This window comes from Rhodococcus aetherivorans, from assembly GCF_025722975.1.
Taxonomy (GTDB): domain Bacteria; phylum Actinomycetota; class Actinomycetes; order Mycobacteriales; family Mycobacteriaceae; genus Rhodococcus; species Rhodococcus aetherivorans.
This window is the reverse complement of the sequence record NZ_CP106982.1, coordinates 3,128,170-3,153,175: the sequence shown is the minus strand read 5'-3', so window position 1 is coordinate 3,153,175 and position 25,006 is coordinate 3,128,170. Positions and strand designations below refer to the sequence as shown.

The 25,006-nt window shown below is 71.7% G+C and carries 22 protein-coding genes and 1 tRNA gene; 10 read left to right on the top strand and 13 right to left on the bottom strand.

Annotation, left to right across the window (positions count from 1 at the left end):
* Positions 1 to 12: 12 nt before the first annotated feature.
* From OCS65_RS14315 to OCS65_RS14305, 3 genes are all read right to left on the bottom strand, one after another.
* Entirely contained in the window at positions 13 to 876 is an 864-nt protein-coding gene (locus OCS65_RS14315) for an ABC transporter substrate-binding protein (protein WP_044476202.1), read from the bottom strand.
* 132 nt (positions 877 to 1,008) lie between these two features.
* Positions 1,009 to 1,338, bottom strand: a complete 330-nt coding sequence (locus OCS65_RS14310) for an antibiotic biosynthesis monooxygenase family protein (RefSeq protein WP_029543999.1) — start codon at positions 1,336 to 1,338, stop codon at positions 1,009 to 1,011.
* Positions 1,339 to 1,387: 49 nt separating this feature from the next.
* Positions 1,388 to 2,482, bottom strand: coding sequence for an isocitrate/isopropylmalate dehydrogenase family protein (locus OCS65_RS14305; RefSeq protein ID WP_006941144.1), 1,095 nt, complete (start codon positions 2,480 to 2,482; stop codon positions 1,388 to 1,390).
* A gap of 19 nt (positions 2,483 to 2,501) precedes the next feature.
* Between OCS65_RS14305 and OCS65_RS14300 the strand changes: the two genes are divergently transcribed.
* The 3 genes from OCS65_RS14300 to trxA all read left to right on the top strand — a co-directional run bounded on the left by OCS65_RS14300 (position 2,502) and on the right by trxA (position 4,778).
* On the top strand, positions 2,502 to 3,020 hold the full coding sequence (locus OCS65_RS14300) for a 2'-5' RNA ligase family protein (protein WP_029544002.1): 519 nt from the start codon (positions 2,502 to 2,504) through the stop codon (positions 3,018 to 3,020).
* 238 nt (positions 3,021 to 3,258) lie between these two features.
* Complete coding sequence (locus OCS65_RS14295; RefSeq protein WP_029544004.1) at positions 3,259 to 4,266, top strand: GlxA family transcriptional regulator; 1,008 nt, start codon at positions 3,259 to 3,261, stop codon at positions 4,264 to 4,266.
* Positions 4,267 to 4,406: 140 nt separating this feature from the next.
* A complete protein-coding gene (trxA, locus tag OCS65_RS14290; RefSeq protein ID WP_006941139.1) occupies positions 4,407 to 4,778 on the top strand; it encodes a thioredoxin in 372 nt (123 codons plus the stop codon).
* 65 nt (positions 4,779 to 4,843) lie between these two features.
* Here the strand turns inward: trxA and polA are convergent, their stop codons facing one another.
* Positions 4,844 to 7,567: a DNA polymerase I gene (polA, locus tag OCS65_RS14285; protein WP_050035317.1), complete on the bottom strand. Its 2,724-nt coding sequence runs from the start codon at positions 7,565 to 7,567 to the stop codon at positions 4,844 to 4,846.
* Positions 7,568 to 7,827: 260 nt separating this feature from the next.
* On the opposite strand from polA, the gene OCS65_RS14280 reads away from it, so the two are divergent.
* From OCS65_RS14280 to OCS65_RS14265, 4 genes are read left to right on the top strand one after another with little or no spacing between them, the layout of a single operon-like run.
* Positions 7,828 to 9,114: a branched-chain amino acid ABC transporter permease gene (locus tag OCS65_RS14280; RefSeq protein ID WP_206530975.1), complete on the top strand. Its 1,287-nt coding sequence runs from the start codon at positions 7,828 to 7,830 to the stop codon at positions 9,112 to 9,114.
* Between the two features lie 5 nt (positions 9,115 to 9,119).
* A complete protein-coding gene (locus OCS65_RS14275; protein WP_006941132.1) occupies positions 9,120 to 10,109 on the top strand; it encodes a branched-chain amino acid ABC transporter permease in 990 nt (329 codons plus the stop codon).
* Positions 10,102 to 11,142 (top strand): ABC transporter ATP-binding protein, encoded by a 1,041-nt coding sequence (locus tag OCS65_RS14270; protein WP_050035318.1) that lies wholly within the window; start codon positions 10,102 to 10,104, stop codon positions 11,140 to 11,142. Before OCS65_RS14275 ends, OCS65_RS14270 begins: the two co-directional genes overlap by 8 nt.
* A gap of 29 nt (positions 11,143 to 11,171) precedes the next feature.
* Positions 11,172 to 11,963 (top strand): ABC transporter ATP-binding protein, encoded by a 792-nt coding sequence (locus OCS65_RS14265; RefSeq protein ID WP_037201731.1) that lies wholly within the window; start codon positions 11,172 to 11,174, stop codon positions 11,961 to 11,963.
* Between the two features lie 62 nt (positions 11,964 to 12,025).
* Here OCS65_RS14265 and OCS65_RS14260 read toward each other — a convergent pair whose 3' ends face one another.
* Positions 12,026 to 13,351 carry an ABC transporter substrate-binding protein gene (locus OCS65_RS14260; RefSeq protein WP_029544011.1) on the bottom strand — a complete coding sequence of 442 codons (1,326 nt, stop codon included), beginning with the start codon at positions 13,349 to 13,351 and terminating at the stop codon, positions 12,026 to 12,028.
* A 154-nt stretch (positions 13,352 to 13,505) separates the two neighbouring features.
* The gene (locus OCS65_RS14255; protein ID WP_006941125.1) at positions 13,506 to 14,120 is read right to left on the bottom strand and encodes an ANTAR domain-containing response regulator; all 615 of its coding nucleotides are present in this window, start codon (positions 14,118 to 14,120) and stop codon (positions 13,506 to 13,508) included.
* A 110-nt stretch (positions 14,121 to 14,230) separates the two neighbouring features.
* Between OCS65_RS14255 and OCS65_RS14250 the strand changes: the two genes are divergently transcribed.
* Positions 14,231 to 14,304, top strand: a tRNA-Leu gene (locus OCS65_RS14250).
* A 202-nt stretch (positions 14,305 to 14,506) separates the two neighbouring features.
* The gene (locus OCS65_RS14245; protein ID WP_263507172.1) at positions 14,507 to 15,289 is read left to right on the top strand and encodes a S1 family peptidase; all 783 of its coding nucleotides are present in this window, start codon (positions 14,507 to 14,509) and stop codon (positions 15,287 to 15,289) included.
* A 4-nt stretch (positions 15,290 to 15,293) separates the two neighbouring features.
* Here the strand turns inward: OCS65_RS14245 and OCS65_RS14240 are convergent, their stop codons facing one another.
* Entirely contained in the window at positions 15,294 to 15,614 is a 321-nt protein-coding gene (locus OCS65_RS14240; protein WP_006941121.1) for a hypothetical protein, read from the bottom strand.
* Between the two features lie 52 nt (positions 15,615 to 15,666).
* Between OCS65_RS14240 and OCS65_RS14235 the strand changes: the two genes are divergently transcribed.
* Complete coding sequence (locus OCS65_RS14235; protein WP_256997108.1) at positions 15,667 to 15,798, top strand: hypothetical protein; 132 nt, start codon at positions 15,667 to 15,669, stop codon at positions 15,796 to 15,798.
* Between the two features lie 14 nt (positions 15,799 to 15,812).
* Here the strand turns inward: OCS65_RS14235 and OCS65_RS14230 are convergent, their stop codons facing one another.
* The 6 genes from OCS65_RS14230 to OCS65_RS14205 form a co-directional block, all read right to left on the bottom strand.
* On the bottom strand, positions 15,813 to 16,196 hold the full coding sequence (locus OCS65_RS14230; protein WP_006941117.1) for a hypothetical protein: 384 nt from the start codon (positions 16,194 to 16,196) through the stop codon (positions 15,813 to 15,815).
* A gap of 139 nt (positions 16,197 to 16,335) precedes the next feature.
* A complete protein-coding gene (locus OCS65_RS14225) occupies positions 16,336 to 20,877 on the bottom strand; it encodes a cation-translocating P-type ATPase (RefSeq protein ID WP_263507171.1) in 4,542 nt (1,513 codons plus the stop codon).
* A gap of 177 nt (positions 20,878 to 21,054) precedes the next feature.
* Positions 21,055 to 22,842: an ABC transporter ATP-binding protein/permease gene (locus OCS65_RS14220; RefSeq protein ID WP_263507170.1), complete on the bottom strand. Its 1,788-nt coding sequence runs from the start codon at positions 22,840 to 22,842 to the stop codon at positions 21,055 to 21,057.
* Between the two features lie 410 nt (positions 22,843 to 23,252).
* Positions 23,253 to 23,693, bottom strand: a complete 441-nt coding sequence (locus OCS65_RS14215) for a DUF4383 domain-containing protein (protein WP_037200930.1) — start codon at positions 23,691 to 23,693, stop codon at positions 23,253 to 23,255.
* Positions 23,694 to 23,861: 168 nt separating this feature from the next.
* The gene (locus tag OCS65_RS14210; RefSeq protein WP_263507169.1) at positions 23,862 to 24,635 is read right to left on the bottom strand and encodes a GAF and ANTAR domain-containing protein; all 774 of its coding nucleotides are present in this window, start codon (positions 24,633 to 24,635) and stop codon (positions 23,862 to 23,864) included.
* Between the two features lie 85 nt (positions 24,636 to 24,720).
* A complete protein-coding gene (locus tag OCS65_RS14205) occupies positions 24,721 to 24,999 on the bottom strand; it encodes an acyl carrier protein (RefSeq protein ID WP_006946663.1) in 279 nt (92 codons plus the stop codon).
* Between the last annotated feature and the right edge of the window lie 7 nt (positions 25,000 to 25,006).

The following is a 25,006-nucleotide window of genomic DNA, read 5'->3' as shown; positions in this document are numbered from 1 at the left end:
CACCCCTTTCGCTCAGCTCGTCGCCGCGTTGATCTGCGCGGTGTCGATGGTTCCTTCTTCCATGCCCCACCGCTGCGCGATGCGCGCGTAGACGCCGGAGTCGATGAGGTGCTGCATCGCCTGCTGCAGCACGGGTCCGAGGGGCGAGCCCTTCGCGACGACGAAGCCGTAGGGGGCGGCGTCGAACACGGCTCCGGCGGTTTCGAGCCGGCCGTCGCTACGGGCGATTGCGTACGCGGTGATCGGCGAGTCGGCCGAGAGGGCGTCGACACGGCCGAGGATGAGGGCGTTGGTGGCCTCGTCCTGGCTGTCGTACTTGACCTTGTCGATCGGCGGTTTGCCGGCGGCGACGCACGCCTCGCTCTTGGCGGGCACCTCGTCGATGTCCTCGTAGGTGGTGGTCTGCACCGCGACCCGCAACCCGCAGGCGTTGTCGGGGTTTACGTCGTCGCCGACGCGCTGGGCCCATTGCACGCCGGCGCTGTAGTAGGTGACGAAGTCGACGGACTGTTCGCGTTCCTCGGTGTCGGTGAACGACGACGAACCCATGTCGAACGTGCCGGCCTGGACTGCGGGGATGATGCGGTCGAAGTCGGATTCGCTGAACACCGGACGGACGCCGAGGACGTCGCCGAGGGCGTCGACGAGTTCGACCGCGAAACCGACGATGCGCCCGTCGTCGTCCTTGAACTCGTTCGGGGCGTACGGCACGTTGACGCCCACCTTCAGCTCGCCGGTCGCCGCGACGGGCGCCGGCAGCTGGTCGGCGATCGCCTCGACCCGTTCGGCGCCGACCGGTTCGCCGGGCGGCACGGTCGACTCGGTGTTGACGACGCAGCCGGACAGGACCGCGGCCGTCAGCAACGTCCCGAGCAGCCCCGCGACGAGGCGTCGGCGGCCGGTCGGTCCGGTAGGTGCTGGTTCGTCCACAACCGCACAGTATCCATCGGCGGGCCCGGATTACGGAATCCGCCCCGGACGGCCCTCGGTGTCGACGGCCGCACCTGCCTACCGGTCGCCGGCGGCGACCGGTACGTAGTTGCCGACGTCGGCGACGACGCCGAGCTCGAGCCGGAACGCGGCCGGGTCGAACCCCCGGCGTGCGTGGCTCTCCTGCAGGGCCGCCCGGGCCCGCTGCAGTGCCGAGTGGTCCGCCCAGCGCACCACGGTGACGATGTTGTATTCGCTCGGGCCGGAGCACAGTTCGACGACGTCGTCGCCGTGGAACCCGGGCTGGGTACGCAGCTCGCGGTGCGTCTCGTGGACCGCGGCGAGGAAGGTCTCCCGTGCGGCCGCGGGCACGGAGAACTTGTCGATGCGCAGGATCTCGGTCGTCATGGCGGCCACGGTAGGACCTCGAGCCGACTCGAGGTCAAGAGCTGCGAGCTCAGCGGCGACGAGTGCGGGCGACGACGGCCTCGGTGAATTCGGCGGTCGAAGCGAGGCCGCCGAGATCCGCGGTGGCCACGCCCGCCTCGACGGTCGCGTCGACGGCGTGCTCGATCCGGCGGGCCGCGGCGGCGAACTCCGGCAGGTCGTGGGCGGTGCCGAGCCGGTCGAGGAGCATCGCGGCGGACAGGATCAGTGCCGTGGGATTGGCGCGGTTGCGGCCGGCGATGTCCGGGGCGGCGCCGTGTGCGGCCTGCGCCATGGCCTGGGTGTCGGATGCGTTGATCGACGCCGCGGTGCCGAGCGAGCCGGACAGTTCGCCCGCGAGGTCGGAGAGGATGTCGCCGAACATGTTCTCGGTGACGACGACGTCGTAGTCGGCACCGTGGCGGACGAGGTGGGCGGCCATGGCGTCGACGTGCTCGTCGTCCACCGTCACCGACGGATACTGTGCGCCGATCTCGCGGCAGACGTCCCGGAACAGGCCGGTGGTCAGGGACAGGACGTTGGCCTTGTGCACGATCGTGACGCGGCGGCGGCGACGGGTGGCGAGCCGGAAGGCCGTGTGGGCGATGCGTTCGCAGGCCGCCCGGGTGACGACGCCGACGGCGAGCGCGACGTCGGGGGTGGGCATGAATTCGCCGCTGCCGACGACCATGTTGCGGTCCGCGTAGAGCCCTTCGGTGTTCTCCCGCACGATGACGAGATCCATGCGCGGGGACACGGCGCGGACACCGGGCAGGGCGCGGGCGGGACGGATGTTGGCGTACAGATCGAACCGCTTGCGGATCTGTCCGCCCGGGGTGAGCTGCGCGCGGAACGGGTCGGGATAGGCGGCGCTGTCGTGCGGTCCGAGGATCCACGAGTTCAGGCCCGCGAGTGCGTCGAGGGTGGATTCGGGGGTGGGTGTGCCGTGGGTGGCGATCGCATCGGCGCCGAGCGGCAGCGGCACCCAGTCGATCTCCGGGCCGTGCACGGCGGCGACGGCGGCGTCGACCACCCGGCGGGCGGCCGGGACGATCTCGTGACCGATCCCGTCTCCTTCGAGCAGTCCGATGCGGTGCGGGGCGGGGATTGCGACGGCGTCGGTCATGCGGCAATCATTACCCACCATGGTGCAGTCGGTGGAACTGCTCCTCGACGACCGTCTGGATCAGGCGGTCCGCGAGGAATGGTCGCGGTTGCTGGACGTGGGACTGTCCAGTCAGGCCCGCAATCGGTCCGAGTCGAACCGCCCGCACATCACGCTCGCGGTCGCCGCGTCGATTCCGCCGGGCGTGGAAGGGGCGATGCGGGAGCAGATCACGGGCGAGCCGTTGCCGGTGCGGCTCGGGGGGATGGTGCTGTTCGGCTCGCGTACCGCGACGGTGGCGCGGCTGGTGGTGCCCACGGCCGAACTGCTCGAGCTGCAACGGATGGTGTTCGCGCTGATCGACGGTTGTCCGGGTGTCCCGGCGCACATCCGGCCCGGCGAGTGGACCCCGCACGTGACACTGGCCCGCCGGGTGCCGCCCGGCCGGCTCGGATCGGCGCTGACGGCGACCCGAGCGGGCACCCGGGAGCTGACGGGCGTGTCGGCCGGCATCCGGCGGTGGGACGGCGAGGCGCGACGCGAGTGGCGGGTGGTGTGACGCCGCGCCGCCGCGGCCCGGTGCCGGGTCAGACGCGGTAGTCGCCGAACTGGGTTTCCTCGCGGTGGGTATCGGGCGTCCGGCCGGCCAGCGCCAGGGCGTCGAGCGCCACGAACACGACGAGGACGAACAGGAGGACGGTCATGGTCTCAGCCTGGTCCGCGGACCGACCCGCCGACAGCGGCAGAAACGACACGTATCGTCGATTTCCGGCCAACCTGGTGGCAGACTGGGCGGCATGCTGACGACGGTGGTCGTGCCGCTGTTGCCCCGCACCGAGGCCTTCGAACTCGGCGTCGCCTGCGAGGTGTTCGGCTTCGACCGATCCGACGACGGGCTGCCCGTGTACGACTTCAGCCTCGTCGCGGGCAGCCCCCGCCCGGTCACCACCCGGTTCGGGTACACGATCGACGTCCCCTACGATCTCGATCGCCTCGACGACGCGGATCTGATCGTGATTCCCGCCGGCGGCACCGGAATCGCCGACCTGGACGAGTCGTTCGTGTGCGGCGTCGCCGACGAGATCGCCGACCTGCAGCCGCTGTTCGCCAAGCTGCGGGCGGCGGTGGACCGTGGCACGCGGGTCGCGAGCCTGTGCACGGGAGCGTTCGTGCTGGGCGCCGCCGGCCTGCTCGACGATCGCCGCTGCACCACCCACTGGCGCCACGCCCCGCGGCTGGCCGAACGCTTCCCGGCCGCGAAGGTCGATCCGGACGTGCTCTACGTCGACGACGACCCGGTGTTCACCAGTGCCGGCACCGCCGCCGGAATCGACCTGTGCCTGCACATCGTCCGCAAGGAACAGGGCTCCGACGTGGCCAACGGCATCGCGCGCCGGATGGTGGTCCCGCCGCACCGCGACGGCGGGCAGGCCCAGTACGTCGCCATGCCGCTGCCCACGGCACCCGCCGAGACACTCGCACCCCTGCTCGACTGGATGACCGAGCACCTCGACGAGGATCTGCCCGTGGCGGCGCTCGCCGCGAAGGCGCACATGTCCGCGCGGACCTTCGCGCGGCGGTTCCTGGCCGAGACCGGGACGACGCCCGCCCGCTGGCTGCGCGATCAACGGGTCCTCGCGGCCCAACGGTTGCTCGAGACCACCGACCTGCCCGTCGACGTCATCGCCGACCGCGTCGGCTTCGGGACGGCCGCGGTCCTGCGGCAGCACTTCCTGCGCCTGCGCCGCACCACCCCGCACAGCTACCGTCGCACCTTCCGCACCGAACCCGCCCGCGTGCGGTGACCCACCGGGTGCCCACGGACGCGCTCGGAGCCGGCGCAGCAGGTATCGACGGGGGTATCGACGGGCAGAACGGGTACCCGCGGGAAGAAACGGTCGCGACACGACGTTGACGCGTTCAGTACCCGACCGAAAGGATCCCCGTGGCCACCCAGACTCTCACGCAGCAGAACTTCGACGACATCATCACCGGTAACGACGTGGTTCTCGTCGACTTCTGGGCATCGTGGTGCGGGCCGTGCCGCTCCTTCGCCCCCACCTTCGAGTCGTCGTCGGAAAAGCATCCGGATGTCGTGCACGCCAAGGTGGACACCGAGGCCGAACAGGGCATCGCGGCGGCGGCGAACATCCGGTCCATCCCGACGATCATGGCGTTCCGCGAAGGCGTCCTCGTGTTCAACCAGGCCGGCGCCCTGCCCCCGGCCGCGCTCGAGGACCTCGTGACCCAGGTCAAGGCCCTCGACATGGACGAGGTGCGCCGCCAGATCGCCGAACAGAACCAGAAGCAGGGCTGAGCGACCCCGGGTGCGCACGTCCCGCCGCGACAGGGCGACGGGACGTGCGCACCGCCGTGTCGGGATCAGTGCGCGGCGGCGTCCCAGCTGCGCCCGAAGCCGACCGAGACGTCCAGCGGAACCGACAGGTCGATGACCGAGGCCATCTTGTCCCGCACCAGCTGCTGCACCTGTTCGCGCTCGTCGGCGGTCACCTCGAGCACCAGTTCGTCGTGCACCTGCAGGAGCATGCGCGACCGCAACCCGGCCCCGCGCAGCGCCGCCTGCACGTCGATCATCGCGACCTTGATGATGTCGGCGGCGGTGCCCTGGATCGGGGCGTTGAGCGCGGCCCGCTCGGCGACCTCCCGGCGCTGACGGTTGTCGCTGTTCAGATCCGGCAGGTAGCGCCTGCGGCCGTAGAGGGTGGAGGTGTAGCCGTCCTTGCGGGCCTGCTCGACGACGGCGTGCAGGTAGTCGCGCACGCCGCCGAAGCGGTTGAAGTAGGCCTCCATCTGTTCGCGGGCCTCTTCGGTGGAGATCTTCAGCTGCTGCGCCAGCCCGTACGCGCTGAGCCCGTAGGCCAGCCCGTACGACATCGCCTTGACCCGTCGCCGCAGCTCCGGAGTGACCTCCTCGATCGGCACCCCGAACGCCCGGGAACCGACGAAGCTGTGCAGGTCCTCGCCGGTGTTGAACGCCTCGATCAGGCCCTCGTCGCCGGAGAGGTGCGCCATGATCCGCATCTCGATCTGGCTGTAGTCCGCGGTGAGCAGCAGGTCGTAGCCGGGGCCGACGACGAACGCGTCGCGGATGTGCCGGCCCGCCTCCGTGCGCACCGGGATGTTCTGCAGGTTCGGCTCGGTCGAGGACAACCGGCCGGTGGCGGCCACGGTCTGGTTGAAGGTGGTGTGGATCCGGCCGTCGTCGGCGATGGACTTGACCAGGCCGTCGACCGTGGTCTTCATCTTCATCGCTTCCCGGTGCGCGAGCAGGTGCTCGAGGAACGGGTGCCCGGTCTGCTCGAACAGATTCTGCAGCGCCTCGGCGTCGGTGGTGTAGCCGGTCTTGGTCTTCTTCGTCTTCGGCATCCCCAACTCGTCGAACAACACCACCTGCAGTTGCTTCGGTGAGCCGAGGTTGATCTGCTTGCCGATCACGTCGTAGGCGGCCGACGCCGCGGCGGCGACGTCCGCGGCGAAGCCGGACTGCAGGTCGTCCAACCGTCCGGCCTCGACCGCGATTCCGGTCGTCTCGAGGTCGGCGAGCACACCCAGCAGGGGCAGTTCCATGTCGGTCAGCAGGGCGGTGGACTCGATCCCCTCGAGCTCGGTGTCCAGGGCCGCGGCGAGGTCCACCACCGCCCGGGCCCGCAGAATCGCCGCCTCCGCGGCCTTCGCGTCGGCGGCGTCGGCGTCGTCGAGCAGCGAGAGCTGCTGCTCCCCCGACTCCTCCACCCGAAGCTCCCGCTTGAGGTAGCGCAGGGACAGGTCGTCGAGGTTGAAGGTGCGCTGGCCGGGACGCACGAGGTAGGCGGCGAGGGCGGTGTCGCTGGTGACCCCGGCCAGCGTCCACCCGCGGCCCCGCAGTGCGTGCAGGGCCGCCTTCGCCTCGTGCAGCGCCTTGGGCACGGCCGCGTCGGCCAGCCAGGCGGCGAGCGCCGCCTCGTCCTCGGGCGTGAGGGTGGTGGTGCTCACGTACGCGCCCTCACCGTCGGCCGCGGCGATCGCCACGGCCGTGGCGTCGCCGCCGTACGGGACGCAGGAACCGAGCACCGCCATGCCGTGCCGCACGCCCGGCACGGCGTGCGCGGCGAGCCATCCGGCGAGCGTGCCCGGCTCGAGCACGCCGCCGCGCACCTCGAAGCCCTCCTCGGCCTCCGGCTCGACCGAGCTGAGGGTCGCGAACAGCCGGTCGCGCAGCACCTTGAACTCGAGGTCGTCGAACAGCCGGTGGATGCGGTCACGGTCCCAGGGGGTCAGGGCCAGCTGATCGGGGGTGTAGGGCAGGGCCATGTCCCGCACCATCTCGGTGAGCTGACGGTTGAGCAGCACGCTGGACAGGTGTGCGCGCAGGGCGTCACCGGTCTTCCCGCGGACCTCGTCGACGCGGTCGACGAGCTCGGTGAGGCTGCCGAACTCGCGGATCCATTTGGCGGCGGTCTTCTCCCCCACCCCCGGGATCGAGGGCAGGTTGTCGCTCGGATCCCCGCGCAGCGCCGCGAAGTCGGGGTACTGCTGCGGGGTCAGGCCGTACTTCTCCTCCACCGCCCCGGGCGTGAACCGGGTCAGGTCCGACACCCCGCGCCGGGGATAGAGGACGGTCACGTCGTCGGTGACCAACTGCAGCGAGTCCCGGTCGCCGGTGACGACGAGCACCCGGTACCCCTGGGCGGCGGCCTGCGTGGCCAGGGTCGCGATGATGTCGTCGGCCTCGTAGCCGGGCTCGGCCATCACCGGGATGCCCAGCGCCTCGAGCACGTCCTTGGTGATGTCGACCTGACCGCGGAACTCGTCGGGCGCCGAGCTGCGATTGGCCTTGTACTCGGGGTACGCCGCCGCCCGGAACGTGTCGCGGTTGACGTCGAAGGCCGCGGCGACGTGGGTGGGCTGCTCGTCGCGCAGCAGGTTGATGAGCATGGAGGTGAACCCGTACACCGCGTTGGTGGTCTGGCCGCTGTGGGTCTTGAAGTTCTCCGCCGGCAGGGCGTAGAACGCGCGGAACGCCAGGGAATGCCCGTCGAGCAGCAACAGGGTCGGTCGGTCGCCGGCGGTGGCGGCGGGCGCGGAGGAGGTGGATGCACGAGTCACGGTTCCTCAGTCTAGGGACCGGCTCGGACAACCCGGGCCCCTCCGCGACCGTGCGCTCGGCGCGGCACCCGAAACAGAACAGATACGCGGCGGAAATCGCAGAGCCCCGTGGAAAGCGGTTGCAGCCGCTAAAGTCCGGTTCCACGACGCCGGTCCCCCGGCGCCGCGCTCGACGACCCGACGTGATCCGGAGGACCTGCGTGGCCCCATCCGTGCCGCTCCGGGGGCGACCACCGATACCTCGGCTCGCCCCGACGCTCCTGCTCCTGCTCGTCGCACTCGCGCTCGCCGGTGTCGGAGCCGGGGCGGCCTCCGCGCAGGAACCCACCCCACCCCCGGCGCCGACCACCACCGCGCCGCAGCCGAGCGAGGAGGTGCGGGTCAGCGGCAGTCTCAACAACGCCGGGCAGCGCCTCGGCGGGGTCACGGTCCGGGCCCGCGACGCCGCGGGCGCCGAGGTCGCCCGGGCCACCTCGGCGCCCGACGGGCGCTGGCAGATGACCGTACCCCCCGGCACCTACACGTTCGAGGTGGACGAGCAGTCCCTTCCCGAGGGGGTGAGCGTGCAGGCCGCCGTGCAGCGCGACGTCGCCGCCGGCCGGGCGAACACGGTCATCTTCTCGTTCGGCGAGTCGCGGTCCGGGTTCGCCACCTCGGGGTGGGAGACGCTGATCCGCACCGTCGTCGACGGACTGCGGTTCGGCCTCGTGATCGCGATCGCCGGGGTCGGGCTGAGCCTGATCTTCGGAACCACCGGCCTGACGAACTTCGCGCACGGCGAGCTCGTGACCCTCGGCGCGGTGGCCGCGTGGATCTTCAACGTCAGCCTGGGTATCCAGTTGATCCCCGCGACGCTGCTCGCGATCGTGGTGGGCATCGTCATCGGCCTGCTCAACAACGGGCTGATCTGGGCGCCCCTGCGGCGCCGGCGCACCGGCCTCATCGCACAGCTGGTCGTGTCCATCGGCCTGGCGATCTCGCTGCGCTACCTGATCCTCGCGCTGTTCTCCGACCGGGCCGAGGCGTTCGCCGACTATCAGGGCCAGCGCCAGCTGGAATGGGGTCCGATCGCGATCACCCCGGTGAACCTGGCCTGCATCGTGGTCAGCCTGGTCGTGCTGGTCGGGGTGGCCCTGCTCATCCAGCGCACCCGCATCGGCAAGGCGATGCGGGCGGTGGCCGACAACCGGGATCTGGCGGCCGCCTCCGGCATCGACGTCGAACGCGTCGTCCGGTTCGTGTGGGCCCTCGGCGGTGGGCTGGCCGCCCTGGGCGGCGTGCTCTTCGGCCTGTCCGAGCTCGGGGGCCGCGTGCAGTGGGAGATGGGCTTCAAGCTGCTGCTGCTGATGTTCGCCGGGATCACCCTCGGCGGCCTCGGCACCGCGTACGGGGCGTTGCTCGGCTGCGTCATCGTGGGCCTGCTGGTGCAGTTGTCGACGCTGGTCATCAACCCCGACCTGAAGTACATCGGCGGCCTGCTCGTGCTGATCCTCATCCTCGTCGTCCGGCCCCAGGGCATCCTGGGCAGCCGGGCAAGGGTCGGGTGACCGCCGTGGACATCGCTGCCGTTCTTCAGGTTTCCTTCGCCCAGTTGATCGGGCCGTCGGCGATCTTCTACGCGCTGCTGGCCATCGGGCTGAACCTGCACTTCGGGTACGCCGGACTGCTCAACTTCGGCCAGATCGGGTTCGCCCTGCTCGGCGGGTACGGCGTCGGGATCATGACCGTCACCTACGACCAGCCGCTGTGGCTCGGCATCCTCGTGGGCCTGGCCGCCTCGGCCCTGCTGGCCCTGGTGCTGGGCATCCCCACGCTGCGGCTGCGCGCCGACTACCTCGCCATCGTCACCATCGCCGCCTCCGAGATCCTGCGGCTGGTGTTCCGGTCCACCGCCTCGGATCCGGTGACCGGCTCGACCAACGGCCTGTTCGGGTTCGCCGGGCCGTTCACGCAGCTCAGCCCGTTCGACTCCGGGCGGCAGTACTCGCTGCTCGGGATGCGGTTCTACGGCGACGACCTGTGGGCGATGGTCGTGGGCTGGACCCTGGTGCTGATGCTGTGCGGGCTGGTGTATCTGCTCAGCCACAGCCCGTGGGGCCGGGTCCTCAAGGCCGTCCGCGAGGACGAGGACGCCGCCCGATCGCTCGGCAAGAACGTGTTCGTGTACAAGATGCAGGCGCTGGTGCTCGGCGGCATGATCGGCGGGCTCGGCGGCGTCTTCAACGCGCTGCAGACCAAGTCGATCAACCCCGACTTCTACTCCACCGCGCAGACGTTCTTCGCCTTCGGCGCCCTGATCCTCGGTGGCGCCGCCACCGTGTTCGGTCCCGTGCTCGGCGCGATGCTGTTCTGGTTCCTGCTCACCGTTCCCGATGCCCTGCTACGCCAGTCCATCTCGGGCCCGGACCCGCTGCTGGCCCTGTCCGAGCAACAGGTCGGGGCGATGCGCTACATCCTCCTCGGTGTGCTCATCGCAGTCATGATGGTGTTCCGGCCCCAGGGCATCCTCGGCAACAAGCGGGAGGTGCAGCTCGATGCCTGACGCGACCCTCTCCGCGGCGCAGCGCTCCGCGCTGTTCGACTCCGTGGCACGCGAGCCCGGCGCGGACAAACCGGATCCGATCCTCGTGGTGGACGGGCTCTCCCGCACCTTCGGCGGCCTCAGAGCGGTCGACGTGGCGCACCTCGAGATTCAGCGGGGGTGCATCACCGGGCTGATCGGGCCGAACGGCGCCGGCAAGACCACGCTGTTCAATCTGCTCACCGGCTTCGACCGCCCCGACACGGGGACCTGGAGCATGGACGGGATGCCGCTCGGCGGCCTGCACCCGCACCAACTGGCGCGCCGCGGGATCGTGCGGACGTTCCAGCTGACCAAGGCGCTGTCGAAGATGACGGTGCTCGACAACGTGCGGCTCGGCGCGACGGGCCAGCGCGGGGAACGGATGCTCGGTGCGCTGCTGCCGTGGATGTGGCACCGGCAGGAACGCGCCGTCACCGAGCGGGCTCGCGAACTGCTGGCGCGGTTCGCCCTGGACGCGAAGGCCGACGACCTGGCCGGCTCCCTGTCCGGCGGGCAGCGCAAGCTCCTCGAGATGGCGCGGGCCCTGATGACCGAGCCGACGGTGGTGATGCTCGACGAGCCGATGGCCGGGGTCAATCCCGCGCTGACGCAGAGCCTCCTCGGGCACATAAAGGCCCTGCGCGACGACGGGATGACCGTGGTGTTCGTCGAACACGACATGGACGTCATCCGCGACATCTCCGACTGGGTGGTGGTGATGGCCCAGGGCTCGGTGATCGCCGAGGCCCCGCCGGACCAGCTGTCCTCGAGTCCGGCCGTCGTCGACGCCTACCTGGGCAGCCACCACGACCAGGCGCTCGAGTTCGACGACGAGGGCAACCCCGTCGGCGCCACGGCCGCGCTCGCCGTGGCGATCGAGGAGGCCGAGGCCCACACCCTCGAGTCCGGCGGCGACCTGTCCGAACCGAGCGCCACCGTCCTCGCCGACATGCCCGGCGCGGCCGGGCAGCCCGAGACCGGTACCGAGCCTCCGACGCAGGAGAAGCCGTGAGCGAGACGCCCTCCCCCAGCCCGGCGCAGATGACCGCGGCCGAGCGCGCGGCCACTCCCGAGGAGCACGCCCGTCTCGCCGAGGGGGCGCTGGTGCGCGCCGACGACATCGTCGCCGGGTACTTCCCCGGTGTCGACATCCTGCGCGGCTGCAACTTCTTCCTCCGCGACGGCGAGATCGTCGGCATCATCGGACCCAACGGCGCCGGCAAGTCGACCCTGCTCAAGGCGCTGTTCGGGTTGATCCCGGTGCGCCGCGGCACGGTGACGCTGCGCGGCGACGACATCACCGCCGCGCCCGCGCACGTACTGGTGCGCAAGGGTCTCGGCTACGTGCCGCAGACCCGTAACGTGTTCCCGTCACTGACCATCGAGGAGAACCTCGAGATGGGAATCTACTTGCGGCCCAAGAAGTTCGAGGAACGTTTCGCGTTCGTCGCGGAGCTGTTCCCGCTCCTCGGTGAGCGCCGCAAGGTCAAGGCCGGTGCCCTGTCCGGTGGTGAGCGGCAGATGGTGGCGATGGGCCGGGCGCTGATGATGGATCCGTCCGTGCTGCTGCTCGACGAGCCGTCGGCGGGCCTGTCGCCGATGTTCCAGGACGAGGTGTTCATCCGCTGCAAGAAGATCAACGCCGCGGGGGTGTCGATCATCATGGTCGAGCAGAACGCGCGACGGTGCCTGCAGATCTGCGACCGCGGCTACGTGCTCGACCAGGGCCGCAACGCGTACACCGACACCGGGCCGAATCTCATGCACGACCCGAAGGTCGTCGAGCTGTACCTCGGGACGCTCGCGGGCAGCCAGGAGAAGAAGCGCAGCTGACGGGTGGCCGACGGACGGGGCCGGGAACCGATCGGTTCCCGGCCCCGTCCGCGGGGCCCTCGCTACTCACCGACCACGATGTAGTCCTCGGTGGTGAGCCTGTTGTCCGGCCCGAACACCAGGTGCCCGTAGGACCCGATGCCGGGCTCGCCGGCGTCGGTGAAGTTGAGCCGGCCGGTGACACCGTCGTAGTCGATGTCCTGGCCCCCGCGCAGCAGATCCAGGCACTGCTGGTAGCTGGTGCACGTCGTGCCGTCCTTGGTGACGCTGTTGATGTTCGCGGCGATGTCCACCCCGGCGGTGGAGCCGGCCTGTTCCGCGGCGAGCGCCGAGATCACCACGGCGTCGTACGATTCGCCGGCATAGTTGAAGTCGATCAGCGCGGGATCGATGGCCTTGAGCCGATTCTGGAAGTCCGGGCCGACGTCCGTGAGCGGAGTGGTGCCGCGCATCGTGTCGACCAGCCCGGGCGCGACGGCCTCACCGAGGGCGTTGCCCATGTTTCCGTCCACGCCGTAGACGAGCATGCCGTCGGACGGCCCGATACCCACCTCGTGCATGCGGGTGAGGATCTTCGCGGACTCCTCGAACCCGATGATCGCCACGGCGTCGGGGCCGAAGTTCTTGATCTGGTCGACCTCGGCGTTGAACGACTGCGCGTTGGGGTCGTAGATGATCTTCTGGACCTGGTCCTCCGGCACGCCGGCCTCGACGAGGTTGTTCTGGGTGTTGGTGGCCAGGCCGGTGCCGTACGGGTCGTTGAGCGCGATGATCGACACCCGCTGGGCACCGTCGTCCGAGATCAGCTGCGCCAGGGCCTGCGCCTGCAGCACGTCGGTGGGGGCGGTGCGGAAGTACAGCCCCTTGTCGGGATAGCAGACGAACTGGTCGGAGGTGTTCGCCGGCGAGAACATCACCACCCCGGCGCTGGCGATCTTGTCGAGCACCTTCAGCGACACCGACGACGAGGCCGCCCCCACGATCACCTGCGTTCCCGCCGCGAGTTCCCGGTCCACCGTGGAGTTCGCGGTGTCGGTCGTGGTGTCGCCCGAGTCGCCGGTGATCAGCTCCACCGGCTGGCTCAGCACACCGCCGGCGGCGTTCACGTCGTCCACCGCGAGCCGCACCGCCGCCACCTCCGGGGGCCCGAGGAAGGCGAGGCTGCCGGTCTCGGGAAGCAGGGTGCCGATCTTCAGCGGGGTCGTCACCGGCGTGGCACCGGCGGTCGCCTGCGCGGGTTCGCAGTCGGTGGTCACGGTCGTCGCGGACGCCGCGCTGTCACCGGAACCGCCCGCGGCGGAATCGTCGCTGTCCGAGCTACAACCCGCGAGGGCGAGAGACGCTGCTCCGAACACCGCAGCGGCGCGGACGAAGGTCCGTCTGGCCATCCAACTCTCCTTCGATCGGCATGCACACCGTCCCGGATGCGTCACCGGGACGTGGCCAGAAACCTATCCGTCCCGCGCCGTCCGTGAACCCGGGCGAAATCCTTGTGACGCGACCGTTATCGAAGAATTAACGCCGGTGTGACGGGGAGCTCCGTCATCCCGCCGCGGCACCACCCAGCGTCTCGATGACCACCTCGGCGACGTGCTTCATCGTGGTGCGCCGATCCATTGCCGCCCGCTGGATCCAGCGGAACGCCTCCGGCTCCGTCATCGCATGCTTGTCCATGAGCAGGCCCTTGGCTCGGTCGACGAGCTTGCGGGTCTCGAACCGCTCGGTCAGCCCCGCCACCTCGCGCTCGAGTTCACGGATCTCCGCGAACCGGCTCGCCGCCACTTCGATGGCCGGAACGAGATCGGACTTGGAGAACGGCTTGACGAGATACGCCATGGCGCCGGCGTCCCGGGCACGTTCGACAAGTTCGCGCTGACTGAACGCCGTGAGGATGACCACAGGCGCGATGCGGCGGGCGGCGATCTCCGAGGCGGCGTCGATGCCGTCGCGCCGGGGCATCTTCACGTCCATGATGACCAGGTCGGGCTTCAGCTCCTCCGCCAGCTCGACCGCCCGCTGCCCGTCGCCGGCCTCACCGACGACCTCGTAGCCTTCCTCGCGGAGCATCTCCACCAGATCGAGCCTGATCAGCGCCTCGTCCTCGGCCACTACGACGCGCCGCGGCTGAGCGGGATTCTCGTGCGGGGCGGCTGTCATCGTCGGCCATCTCCTGTCGCTCGGGCGGCCCCCGCGGAGGGGGTGGAACGTTAGAAGGGTACCGGTGGTCGACGGCAGTTACCGATCTTCTACAGTGGTCTCCGCACGACGCCCCCGTATCCCAATTGGCAGAGGAAACGGATTCAAAACCCGTACAGTGTCAGTTCGAGTCTGACCGGGGGCACCCACAGTGCGCCGCCTCATCGGAGCGGCGCCCCGAGCGACCCGCGGGCCCCCGCCCCGTCGCCCTCTCGACCGGTGCGCCGCGCCGACGTCCGGGACCGCTGGTAAGGTGCCGATTTCGGTTGCGCCGGCCGGTGTTCCGGTCGGGGCCACCGCCGACCGTTCCCGGGCCCTGCGGAACGCGGATCGAGATCGGAGAAGGCATGGGACGCGCCCTTCCCGTCGTGGCGGCCTGCGCGGCTGCGCTGCTCGCCCCGGCTCCGAGTGCGGCCGCGCACGTGCCGGACGATCGGATCGTGCTGCGCCCGGGCGACGGCATCACCTTCACCGCCGCCGATCCCGCGCCGGGTTGGTGCTCGGTCGCCGCGGTCGGCCACGACCGCGCAGGGCGGCTCGTCGCCATCACCGCCGGCCACTGCCGGCAGACCGGCTCGGCCGCCGTGTGGAAGGCCGGCGAGCAGAGCCGCGGGCCTGTCGGCACCGAGACCTCCGTCCACAGCTCCGGGTCGGTGGACTGGCTCGGAATACCGACCGACGCGGTGCCGGACTATGCGGTGCTCCAGCTCGACGAGACGAGGGTACGCGGCTCGAACACCTCGGCGCCGGACGCCGACGGCGAGGTCGTGGTGCTCGAGTCGATCGGCTCGCTGCCGGACGGCGACCAGGACATCGGCAGGCACTGCGCGGCCGGGCACACGACCGGGATCGCGTGCGGGCCCGCCCCGCTCGTCGACACGCTGGACGTCGCCGGCACCCGCGACGTGCTGGTGAACCCGAACTCGGTCAACTCGTGGCTCGTGATGCAGCAGGGCGACTCCGGCGGCCCGCTGGCCCGCACCGACACCCACGAGTGGCTCGGCCTCGCGGTCGGATACCGGCCGAACGACGTGCGCTTCGCGGTGTACCAGCGGGCCGACCGGATCATCGAGGACCTGGACGCCCGGGGCGGCATCGGCGCGGGATTCACGCTCGTGTGCACCCCGTGACGAGTCAGGTCGTCGCCTCCGCGGACGTCGTCGCCGTGCCTGCGCCGGCGGCGGTCGGCGTCCCGGGGCGGTGCATCGAGGCCGCGGCACCGCGGTGGTTGTGCTCGGTGACCACCACCTGGCCCGCGGCGATGGCCACCGCCACCGGCCACTCGATCAGATCCAGCGCTACCAGCGCCGCCAGCCCGGCGAAGTAGGCGAGCTGGTCGGGCCGTGGGATCCCGACTCGGCCGACGAGGGGCAGGTGCACGGCGAAGCGTTCGGCGTCGCGGGCGAGCCGCGCCATCGTTCGGTGGGATTCCCAGAAGGACTGTTCGTCGGCCATTCTTTCCTCGCTCGTCAACTTCGGTTCACCTGACGTCCCTACCGTCGGGGGCATGTCGAACCCGATGGCCGCCGTGGGCCCGGATGCGGTGGTCGGCGCCGTGGTCCGGCTGCTCACTCCCCCGCTGTGCGAGCTGTACGCCGTGTTGATGCGCGCCGGCGTGGTGGTCGTGGTCGACGACTGACACCACCGGCCGAACTAGCTCGTCGCCACGGGGGGAGTCTTCCGTGCCGGCTGCGCCGTCGGTGCGGGTGCGGTGACCGCCCCGGGGGCGGCGGCGGTCGCGCCGGGACGCACCGGGCCGGGGCGGGGCGCGAGGAGCCGGACGGCGAGCGCGCCTCCGCCGACGGCGACGACGACCGGCCATTCCACGAGCCCGGTGAGCCCGAGCGCCGCGAGGGTCAGCGCCGCCGCCGGGGTGGAGCCGGAGCCGCTGCTCACACCGGAGCGGGCGCCGTCGAGCGCACCGCGCACGCTGCCGACGAGCCCGCCGACAGCGGCGCCGCCGACGGCTCCCGCGGCGCTGGTGGTGGCGTACGCGGTGCGGGTGACCAGGTGGCCGGTGGTGTCCAGTAGCTGCATGGCACGTCCCTGCTCTGCTTTCGGTCGCCAGCGTGCGCGGGGTCTCGGCGGGACGGTGGCGCGGGGGTCTGCGGAGAGCTCGGCGCCTCGAGGAGCCGTCGTTCCCGGGGCACGGCGGCCGTGACGGTCGGACTCGCCCCTACTGTAGTCCCGATGTCGGCGAGAGCCGAGCGGTCGGCGCCGACGTTTTCCCGGAAGCGCCACCGGCATCCCGGGACTCGAGCACCGATGTCACCACCTCCCCGATCGCCGGCAGCCGGAGCGCGGCGGTCGGTGCGACGGCGGCGGCCACGGTGGCCGCCGCAGCGCACCCGAGTGCCTGCGTCCATCCGACCGGACCGACCGGCACGCAGCCCAGCAGCCCGCTGACCCCCGGCGTGCTGATCAGCACGGCCATGGCGGCGAGCGAGCCGAGGACGGTGGCGACGACGAGGGGGCTGCGGGACTCGAGCAGTGTCTGCCCGAGCTGAGCGCCGACGAGCGCGACGAGCGCCACGGTCGACGCGCGCGGGTTCGAGCCCGTGACTCTGGCCATCGCCCACGCCGCGGTGGCCGCGGCCGCGGTCGTGGCGCCACGGGCGGCCATGGCGTGCAGCAGCACGGACTCGTCGGGCCGGGGCGCGGGGCCGGAGCCGTCGGTGCGGGGGGTGCTGACGGCGAGGGCCGCCGCGGGCAGCGCGTCGGTGAGCATGTTCACCAGCAGCAGCTGGCGGGCATTGAGCGGCGAGCGGCCGGTGATCAGGCTACCGAGCAGCGCGAAGGCGACCTCGCCCGCGTTGCCGCCGAGCAGGACCGACACGGCGGCCTGGACCCGCTGCCACAGCACACGGCCCTCGTCGAGCGCGTCGAGCAGGCCCGCGACGCGGCCCTCGAGCAGCACGACGTCGGCCGCGCCGCGCGCGGGGTCGCTGCCGCGGGAGGCCACGCCGATGCCGACGCTCGCGGCCCGGATCGCGGCGGCGTCGTTGGCGCCGTCACCGACCATGGCGCACACGTGTCCGGTGTGCTCGAGGGCCTGCACGATCTGCACCTTGTGCTCGGGGGACATCCGGGCGAAGACGAGGCGCTCCTCCACGGCTCGTTCCCGTTCGGTGTGCGAGAGTCCGTCCCATTCGGCACCGCTGAGCACCTGATCCGCCGTGACGGGCAGGCCCAGTTCGCCGGCGATCGCGACGGCGGTCACCGGATGGTCGCCGGTGACGAGCCGGACGGCGACGCCCTGCTCGAGCAGCGCGGGCAGCAGTCCGGCCGCGTCGGCCCGCGGTGTGTCGGACAGCCCGATGAGGCCGACGTGCCGCAGCCCGTTTCCGGACAGCTCCGCGAGGGCGTCGGGATCGTCTGCCGCCCCAGCGGTTTCGGCATCGGTCAGGTCGCGCTGTCCCACGGCGATGACCCGCAGTCCGTCGGCGGCCAGGGCGTGCACCCGCTCGCGGACGTCGGGATGGTCGTCGCCGTAGGCGCCGAGCATCATCTCCGGCGCACCCTTGACCGCGAGGTGGTTTCCGGCGATCGCAGCCGCGTAGGCCCGGCCGGACCGGAACGGCAGGTGGGCCGTCCGTTCGGCGGCCCGGTCCGCGACGGCGGCGGCGTGCGCGGACTCGACGATCGCGACGTCGGTGGCGTGCTCGGGTGGTCCCCCGTTTGCCGGAATGCCGGTGCGGGCGGCGCAGGCCAGCACGTCCTCCCGGGTGAAGCCGGGGGCGGGTTCGACCGCCGCGACCCGCAGGCGGTTCTCGCTGAGTGTGCCCGTCTTGTCGAAGCAGACGACGTCGACCCGGCTGAGGGCCTCGATCGAGCGGGGCGCCCGCACGAGGGTCGAGCGCTTGGTGAGCCGGCGGGCGGACGCGACCTGCGCGAGGGTGGCCACGAGCGTCAGCCCTTCCGGCACGGCCGCGACGGTGACCGCGACCCCGCTGGTCACCGCCGCGCGGACCCCGGTGCCGCGGAGCAGGCCCAGCGCGGCGACGAGGACGCCGCCGCCGAGGCTGACGGGCAGCGCCCGGCGGGTGAGGGTGCTCAGCCGTGCCTGCAGGCCCACCTCCCGGACCCGCGCGGGCGCCATCGCGGTGGCGCGACGGGTCTCGGTGGCCCCGCCCACCGCCGTCACGACCGTCACCGCGGTGCCGGTGAGCACGGTGGTGCCCGCGTAGAGCATGCAGGCGCGTTCGGCCAGCGGGGCCCCCGGCGTCGAGTCGCTCTGCTTGACGACCGGGAGCGACTCCCCGGTCAGTGCCGACTCGTCGACCTCGACCCCGTCGGCGTGGAGGATGCGCCCGTCCGCGGGCACGACCTCGCCGGGACGGACCTCGACGACGTGCCCGGGACGCAGCCGGGCCGCGGGGACTCCGACGTATCGCCTGCCGCCGCGTGGTCCGGCGACGCGGCGCGCGGGCGGATCCTGCACCGCCAGAAGCCTTTTCAGAAGTCGCTCGGCACGCAGGCGCTGGGCGGCCGAGATCGCGGCGTTGAGCAGCAACACCGATCCCACGAGCACGGCGTCGAGCGGCGAACCGAGCACCGCACTCGCCGCGGAACCGGTGGCGAGGACGGGGGTCAGCGGGTCGGACAGCTCGGTGCGTACCGCACGGGTGAAGTCGACGGCGGAGCCGACCGGGCGGGTGCCGACCCGCCGCACCACCCGCACCGCCCGCGTGCGGGTCCGCACCCGCCAGCCGGAATCCTCCGCGGGCAAGAACAACTCGTCCGGCGACGGCGCGGGGAGGAGCGCGCACACCTCGGCCACCGACAGCGCATGCCAGTCGTGGGCCGAACGCGGTGGCGGCAGCGGCGCGGCGAGCGCGGTGCGGGCCGCCGACGTTCCGGCCCACAGCCCGGCCGCGGCACCGGCGGTGACCGATTCCGGACCGGTGCCCGGCACACCGGGCAACATGAGCAGCGCTCCGAGGGCGGAGGCGTCGCGGGCGATCTCCACGCCGCGCCGGCTCGCGGTCCGGGCGGCCGGGAGCGCGTGCAGGATCCGCCACGCACCGGTGAGGTCGCGGACCATCAGGTCCGCCGGCCAGGGCGGCCGGCTGCCGTCGCGCAGGACACCGATGCCCACGTCGGCCAGGGCGAGGGCCTGCGCCGCCTCGGCGGTGAGGACCACGACGGTGCCGCCGCCGCGCTGCAACCTCTCGACGATGCCGAGCAGTGCGGCGTCCATCGACTCGACGAGAGGTTCGAGGCGATCGAATCCGTTCCGCAGGGAGCCCGCCCCCTCGTCCTCGACGGAGACCACGACGATCCCGGCGCGCCGGGCGGCGGCGAGCACGGCGGACGCGTAGCGGTCGTGGACGGGACCGATCAGCACCCGCGCGTCGGCGGGAAGGTGCCCGGGCACGTCCGGCACGGCGGAGACGGGGTGCCAGCCGGGGGTGAGGACGCCGCGTTCGACCGCCGTCCGCGCCCGGTCCCACACCACGCTGCGGTCGCGGTCGGGCACGCCGTTCAGGCGCGTCACCGCGAGCCCGGGGGTGTACAGGGCGCGGGGGTCGACGACGATCGCGTCGACCCGGTCGAGGCGGCGCAGCACGGCCGGTCGCAGGGTCAGCACGCCGCGGGCGGCGAGCCCGCGCGCGAGGGTGGCGGCGAAGGATTCCCGCGCGGTGCGGGTGGCCTTGGGGACGGCGACGAGCGCCGCGGAACCGGCGGTGGTGGGTCGGCCGGTCAGGAGCCCGGCCGCCGCCGCGCCGGCGAGGCCGGCCCAGCCGGCACGGTCGGTGTAGCGCTCGACCGGACCGGCCGGGGGTTCGGTGGGACGGACCGGCCGGCGCGGGCAGCGGGCCGTGGCCGCGTGGGGGGCGAGGTCCGGTTCGAAGTCGCGCCAGGCGCGCCGCATCGCCAATGTCTCGCCCACGAGGACGGTCCGGGTGGCGGCCTCGACGGCGGAGGAGGCAGGCGAGAGGGTCAGGGTGTGCAGCACGGAGGTCCCGGCGGCCAGCAGCAGGTCGGCCCTGCCGGGGCCGAGCGCGGACTCGACGAGAGCGCGGATCCGCGGGTGGTAGTCCGACACGAGGACCGGAGCGGCTGCGCCGCCGTGCAGGCGCGGCAGGCGCAGGTAGCGCCCCGCCGCGGTCAGCGCCAGTCCGGTGCCGGCGGTCGCCGCGGACACGCCCCGCCGGACGAGCAGGACGTCGTCGCCCGGCAGCTCGTGCGGAACACCGCGGGGTGCGGTTGCGGCGCCCTCCGCTTCGGCGTGTTCGACGACGCGCCGGAGCGTGCCGGCCGTCGGTCCGGCCGGGTCCGTGGACACCACGAGACGGCACCAGGGGCGGTGCAGTTCGGCTGTGGCCACGCCCGGTGTGTCCCGGATCGCGGCGAGCACCCGGTCGCCGAGCGCCTCCCCGTCCGGGCCGTCGAGGCCGCGGACCTCGATCCACGTTCGGGCACCGTTCGCTGCGCAGCGCCGGGCGGGGCGCCCGCCGGCCGCCTCCCGGGCGACGTCCGCGACGAGCTGGACAACGGCCGCGGGGGCGGGGGCCGCGGCGGCGGTGACGGGTGCGCGCAGCAGGGCCGCCCCCACGCCGGCCGCCGTGGCGGCGCCGACGATCGCGGTGTCGAGGGCGACGCCGGCACCGGCGGCCGCCACCCGCACGCCGGCCCGCAGGGCGGATCCGGGAAGGGCCACGAGGGTGGCGACCGAACCGCGCGGACGCCGCCGGTAGGAAGTGCTGTGGTGCATGGTGTCCTCCTCGGCTGCCGCACGAGCGTCCCGGCTCGGGACCGGACACCGGGTGCCGACGCTCGGACATGCCCGCCGGCAGTCGCCGGCATCGAGGTCACCGCGCTTTCAGCGTAGTTCCGCCGTCGGGCGGTGGACACGTCTCGGGGTGATTCGCCCGGTGACCTCGCGTGGAGTTCAGCGGACGCTCTCGGTGACCGTCCAGCGACCCTCCCCCTGCAGTTCGAGCACCCGGTCGTGGAAGCTGTCGAGGGTGCTGCGGTGCCCGACGCTGACGAGGACGCTGTCCGGCAGCGCCTCGCGCACGGTGCGATAGAGCGCGTGCTCGAGTCCCTCGTCGACGGCGGCGGTGGCCTCGTCGAGGAACACGGTCCGCGGCCGGGCCAGCAGCACCCGCGCGAACCCGAGGCGCTGCTGCTCCCCGGGGGACAGCACGCGCGCCCAGTCGGTGTCGTCGTCGAGGCGTTCCCTCAGGTGCCCGAGGTGCACACGTTCGAGCACCTCGCCGAGTTCCGCGTCGTCCCGTACGGGCGGACGAGGATACGACAGCGCTTCGCGCAGCGTCCCGAGCGGCACATACGGGTCCTGGGACAGGAACAGCGCGTCGCCGTCCGGGCGCGCGATCCGACCGTGGGCGTACGGCCAGAGCCCGGCGAGGGAGCGCAGCAGCGTCGTCTTGCCGCTGCCGGACGCGCCGCGGACGAGCAGCGCCTCGCCGGGGGACACGTGGATGTCGAGGCCGGTCACGAGCGGCCGGCCGGCCGGGGTCCGCACGTCGAGACCGCGCAGGTCGAGGGTGTCACCCTGCTCGGTCGCGACGAGGACGGGCAGCTTCGCGGACTGGTCGGTGGCGTCGACCAGGCCGTTGAGACGGATGGTGGTCGCCCGGAACGCGGCGAAGTCGTCGTAGGACTCGCGGAAGAAGGACAGCGAGTCGTGGACCTGACCGAAGGCGTTGCCGGTCTGCATCACGTCACCGAGGGTGACCTGACCGGCGAACAGCCGCGGCCCCTGGATGAGAAACGGGAAGATCACCGCGATCTGGTTGACGGTCAGGTTGAAGCCGTCGAACTTCAGGATCCGGAACACGATGCGCCACCAGTTGCGGATCACCGCGGCGAATCGGCCCAGCAGGCCACCCCGCTCGACGTTCTCGCCGCGGTAGAAGGCGATGTTCTCGCCGTACTCGCGGACGCGGACCAGGGCGTAGCGGTAGGTGGCGCCGAGCTTCTCGTTGAGGAAGTTCAGCCGGATCAGCGGCCGGCCGATCCAGAACGCCACCGCGGTGGTGACCAGCACGTAGATGTAGACCAGGAACACCATTCCGCGGGGGATCTCGGTGCCGAACACGGTGATCGGGCCCGACAGGTCCCACAGGATGCCGGTGAAGCTGACGATGGACAGCACCGCGGTGACCGCCCCCATCGACAGGACGCGGGTGGTGGTGACGAAATCGGTGACGTCGACCTGGATGCGCTGATCGGGGTTGTCCACCGGCTTGTCCACGAACCGGTCCCGGTAGAACGCCCCGGTGTCGAGCCAGGTGTCGACGAGCCGGTTGTTCAACTGGGTGCGCCAGTGGATGTCGAGGGTCTGACCGAGCAGGTACGCGACCAGGCTGCGCGCCACGTGGATGGTGGCGAGCACGGCGAAGACCCGCATGAACCGCCAGAACGCGGCCTCGTCGAGGTCCTGGATCGCGGTGTAGAAGTCGTTGTACCAGTACGAGAACAGCACGTTCATCCGCACCGCGAAGACGGTGAACAGCAGAACCAGGGCCACGAGTCCGAGCGGGCCGAGGCCCCGACGCGGATCGAAGTAGGGCCACGCGATGCGCCACCACTGCCGTCCCCAGTGGGTCGTTCGCGCGAGCAGCGCCACCACGACGACGAACACCACCGTTGTGATCACATACGCCTTCAGCGTCCACCAGACGCTGTCGACGAGCACACTTCCCCATTCCATCCGTCGCCGCTCCCGTCTCCCGCGCGATCGCGCGGTCCATGCGAGAGATTGTGGACCCCGCCCCGGGGTGCGCGACGCCGATTCCGCGACCGATCGTGGGGCTGCCCCCGCGGCGGAGCCGGTGGCCGGCGCGCGCCGGGCACCGGACCGCTGCTTCGTCACGGGTTCTGCGGGTATCCGACGGTCATGGAGGTTCTGGGCATTCTCATTCTCGTCGGGGTGGTCGTCTACGTGGTGGTCCAGCGTCGCAGGAGCGGGCCACGGAGGTGACCACGGCTCGGCCGGGCTCGCCGTGCGGTCGAGCCCGGCTGGGCCGTGCCCGCAGGACGGAACGATCCGCGGGTGCACACGAACGTCGCCGGTCCTCGCTCCTGGCGGCGAGGACCGGCGACGGGGTCGGTGGGTGGCTGTCAGCGGGTGCCGGGCACGGTGCGGTGCGTCGTGGTCCGGCGGGTGAGCAGGAAGCCGAGGGCGATCATGGCGGCCCCGAGCACGAAGTGCAGCCAGTCGTCGGCGGAGTTGACCGGCACGAAGTTCGCCGAGCTGTCCTTGTCGATCACCAGTCCGTAGAGCCACAGCACCAGGTAGATGATGCCGCCGCCGATGAGGTAGGACCGAGCGGCACCGACCGTGCGGGCCATCGCGACGCCTGCCACACCGAAGAGCAGATGCACGATGTTGTGGAGGATGGAGACCTCGAAGATCCCGAGCAGCAGCGCCCCGGACTCGTGCCCGGCGAACGTCATGGTGTCGTAGTTGGTCGTGATTCCGGGAACGAACCCGAGAATGCCGACGAGGAGAAACACCACACCGACAGCGAGGGCCGCTGTCTGCACCGGTGTCCGGGTCATAGTTCGTCCTGCGTGCTCGGCCATGGCCGGCTCCTTTCGTTCGAACAGGTGACCGGAGCGGAGTGGCTGCGGCTGCCGGAGAGATACCTCCGTGGGCGTTCGTGAAACCTTGCCCGCGAGGATTTTCGTGGGACGGCGACGGGCCGTGCGTGCTGCCGATAGGAACGGTCACCGGTCCCGGGTCATCGGCCCCGGCCGCGGGTCGGTTCCGGCGGGGGTGAGCTGGGCGACCAGTCGGGCAGCGACGTCGCGCAGCTTGACGTTCTCGTGCTGGGACTGGCGCACCAGCACGGCGAAGGCCTCCTCGGCGGTCAGACCGCGCGCGGCCATGACGATCCCGACGGCGTGGTCGATGGTCGGACGCGAGCGCAGGGCCCGATCGAATTGCGTGATCTCCGCCCGGGCCCGGGCACAGCGACGGGCCTGCCGCAGTGCGGTCTCCACGGCCGTCGTGAACACCTCCACCAGCGTCTCGTCCAGAGAATCGAACCCGTGGTCGTGCTCGCTGTAGAGGTTGAACGATCCGGCCGTCTCGTCGTCGATCCGCAGCGGCGCGGCCAGCGAACTCGCCGTCCCGAACCGTTCCGCGCGCTCGGCGAACGCCGGCCAGCGTCGCCGCATCTCGGCGCGGTCCGCGCGCACCACCTGGCCGGTCCGCACGGCGTCGAGGCCCGGACCGGCGCCGGCGAGGTACTGGGCGTGGTCGAGTTCGTAGAGCAGCGGATTGCTGCAGGCCTCCGTCTCGGGGCGGCCGCCCCGCAGGACCGTCACCCCCGCCATGCCGGTCTCGGGCACGATCTTCACGACGTTGCCGACGAGCAGGTGCAGCAGCTCGGGCAACTCGTCGCCCTCGTCGAGCGCGGCGGACAGCCTGCGCAGCGCCACGACGATCTCCCCGACTCGTCCACACAGTGGATCGTTCCCGGCCATGTCCCCGTCCACGACTGCATCCCCGTCGGTCGTTCTTCTCACAGAATGCACCCGGTGAGACCGGCCGGGCACAGTTCTCGGGTCATCTCGTGTGACCTCACCGCCCGAGGCGCTGCGCCAGGTATCCGACCAGGCCGTCGAGGGTGCTCAGGTGCGCGTAGTCCGCCTCGGGGATGTCCACCCCGAGCGACGAACGCAGTCCGATCAGCACGTTCAGCCAGTCCATCGAGTCGAGGTCGACCTGCTGGCGCAGCGGCCGGTCCCCCGCCAGTTCGATGTCCTCGATCTCGGGGGCGACGTCGGCGATCGCGGCGACGACGGCGGCGCGGATGTCGGCACGGGCGGTCTCGCCGGTATTGGTCTCGTCGGTGGTCACGATCTCA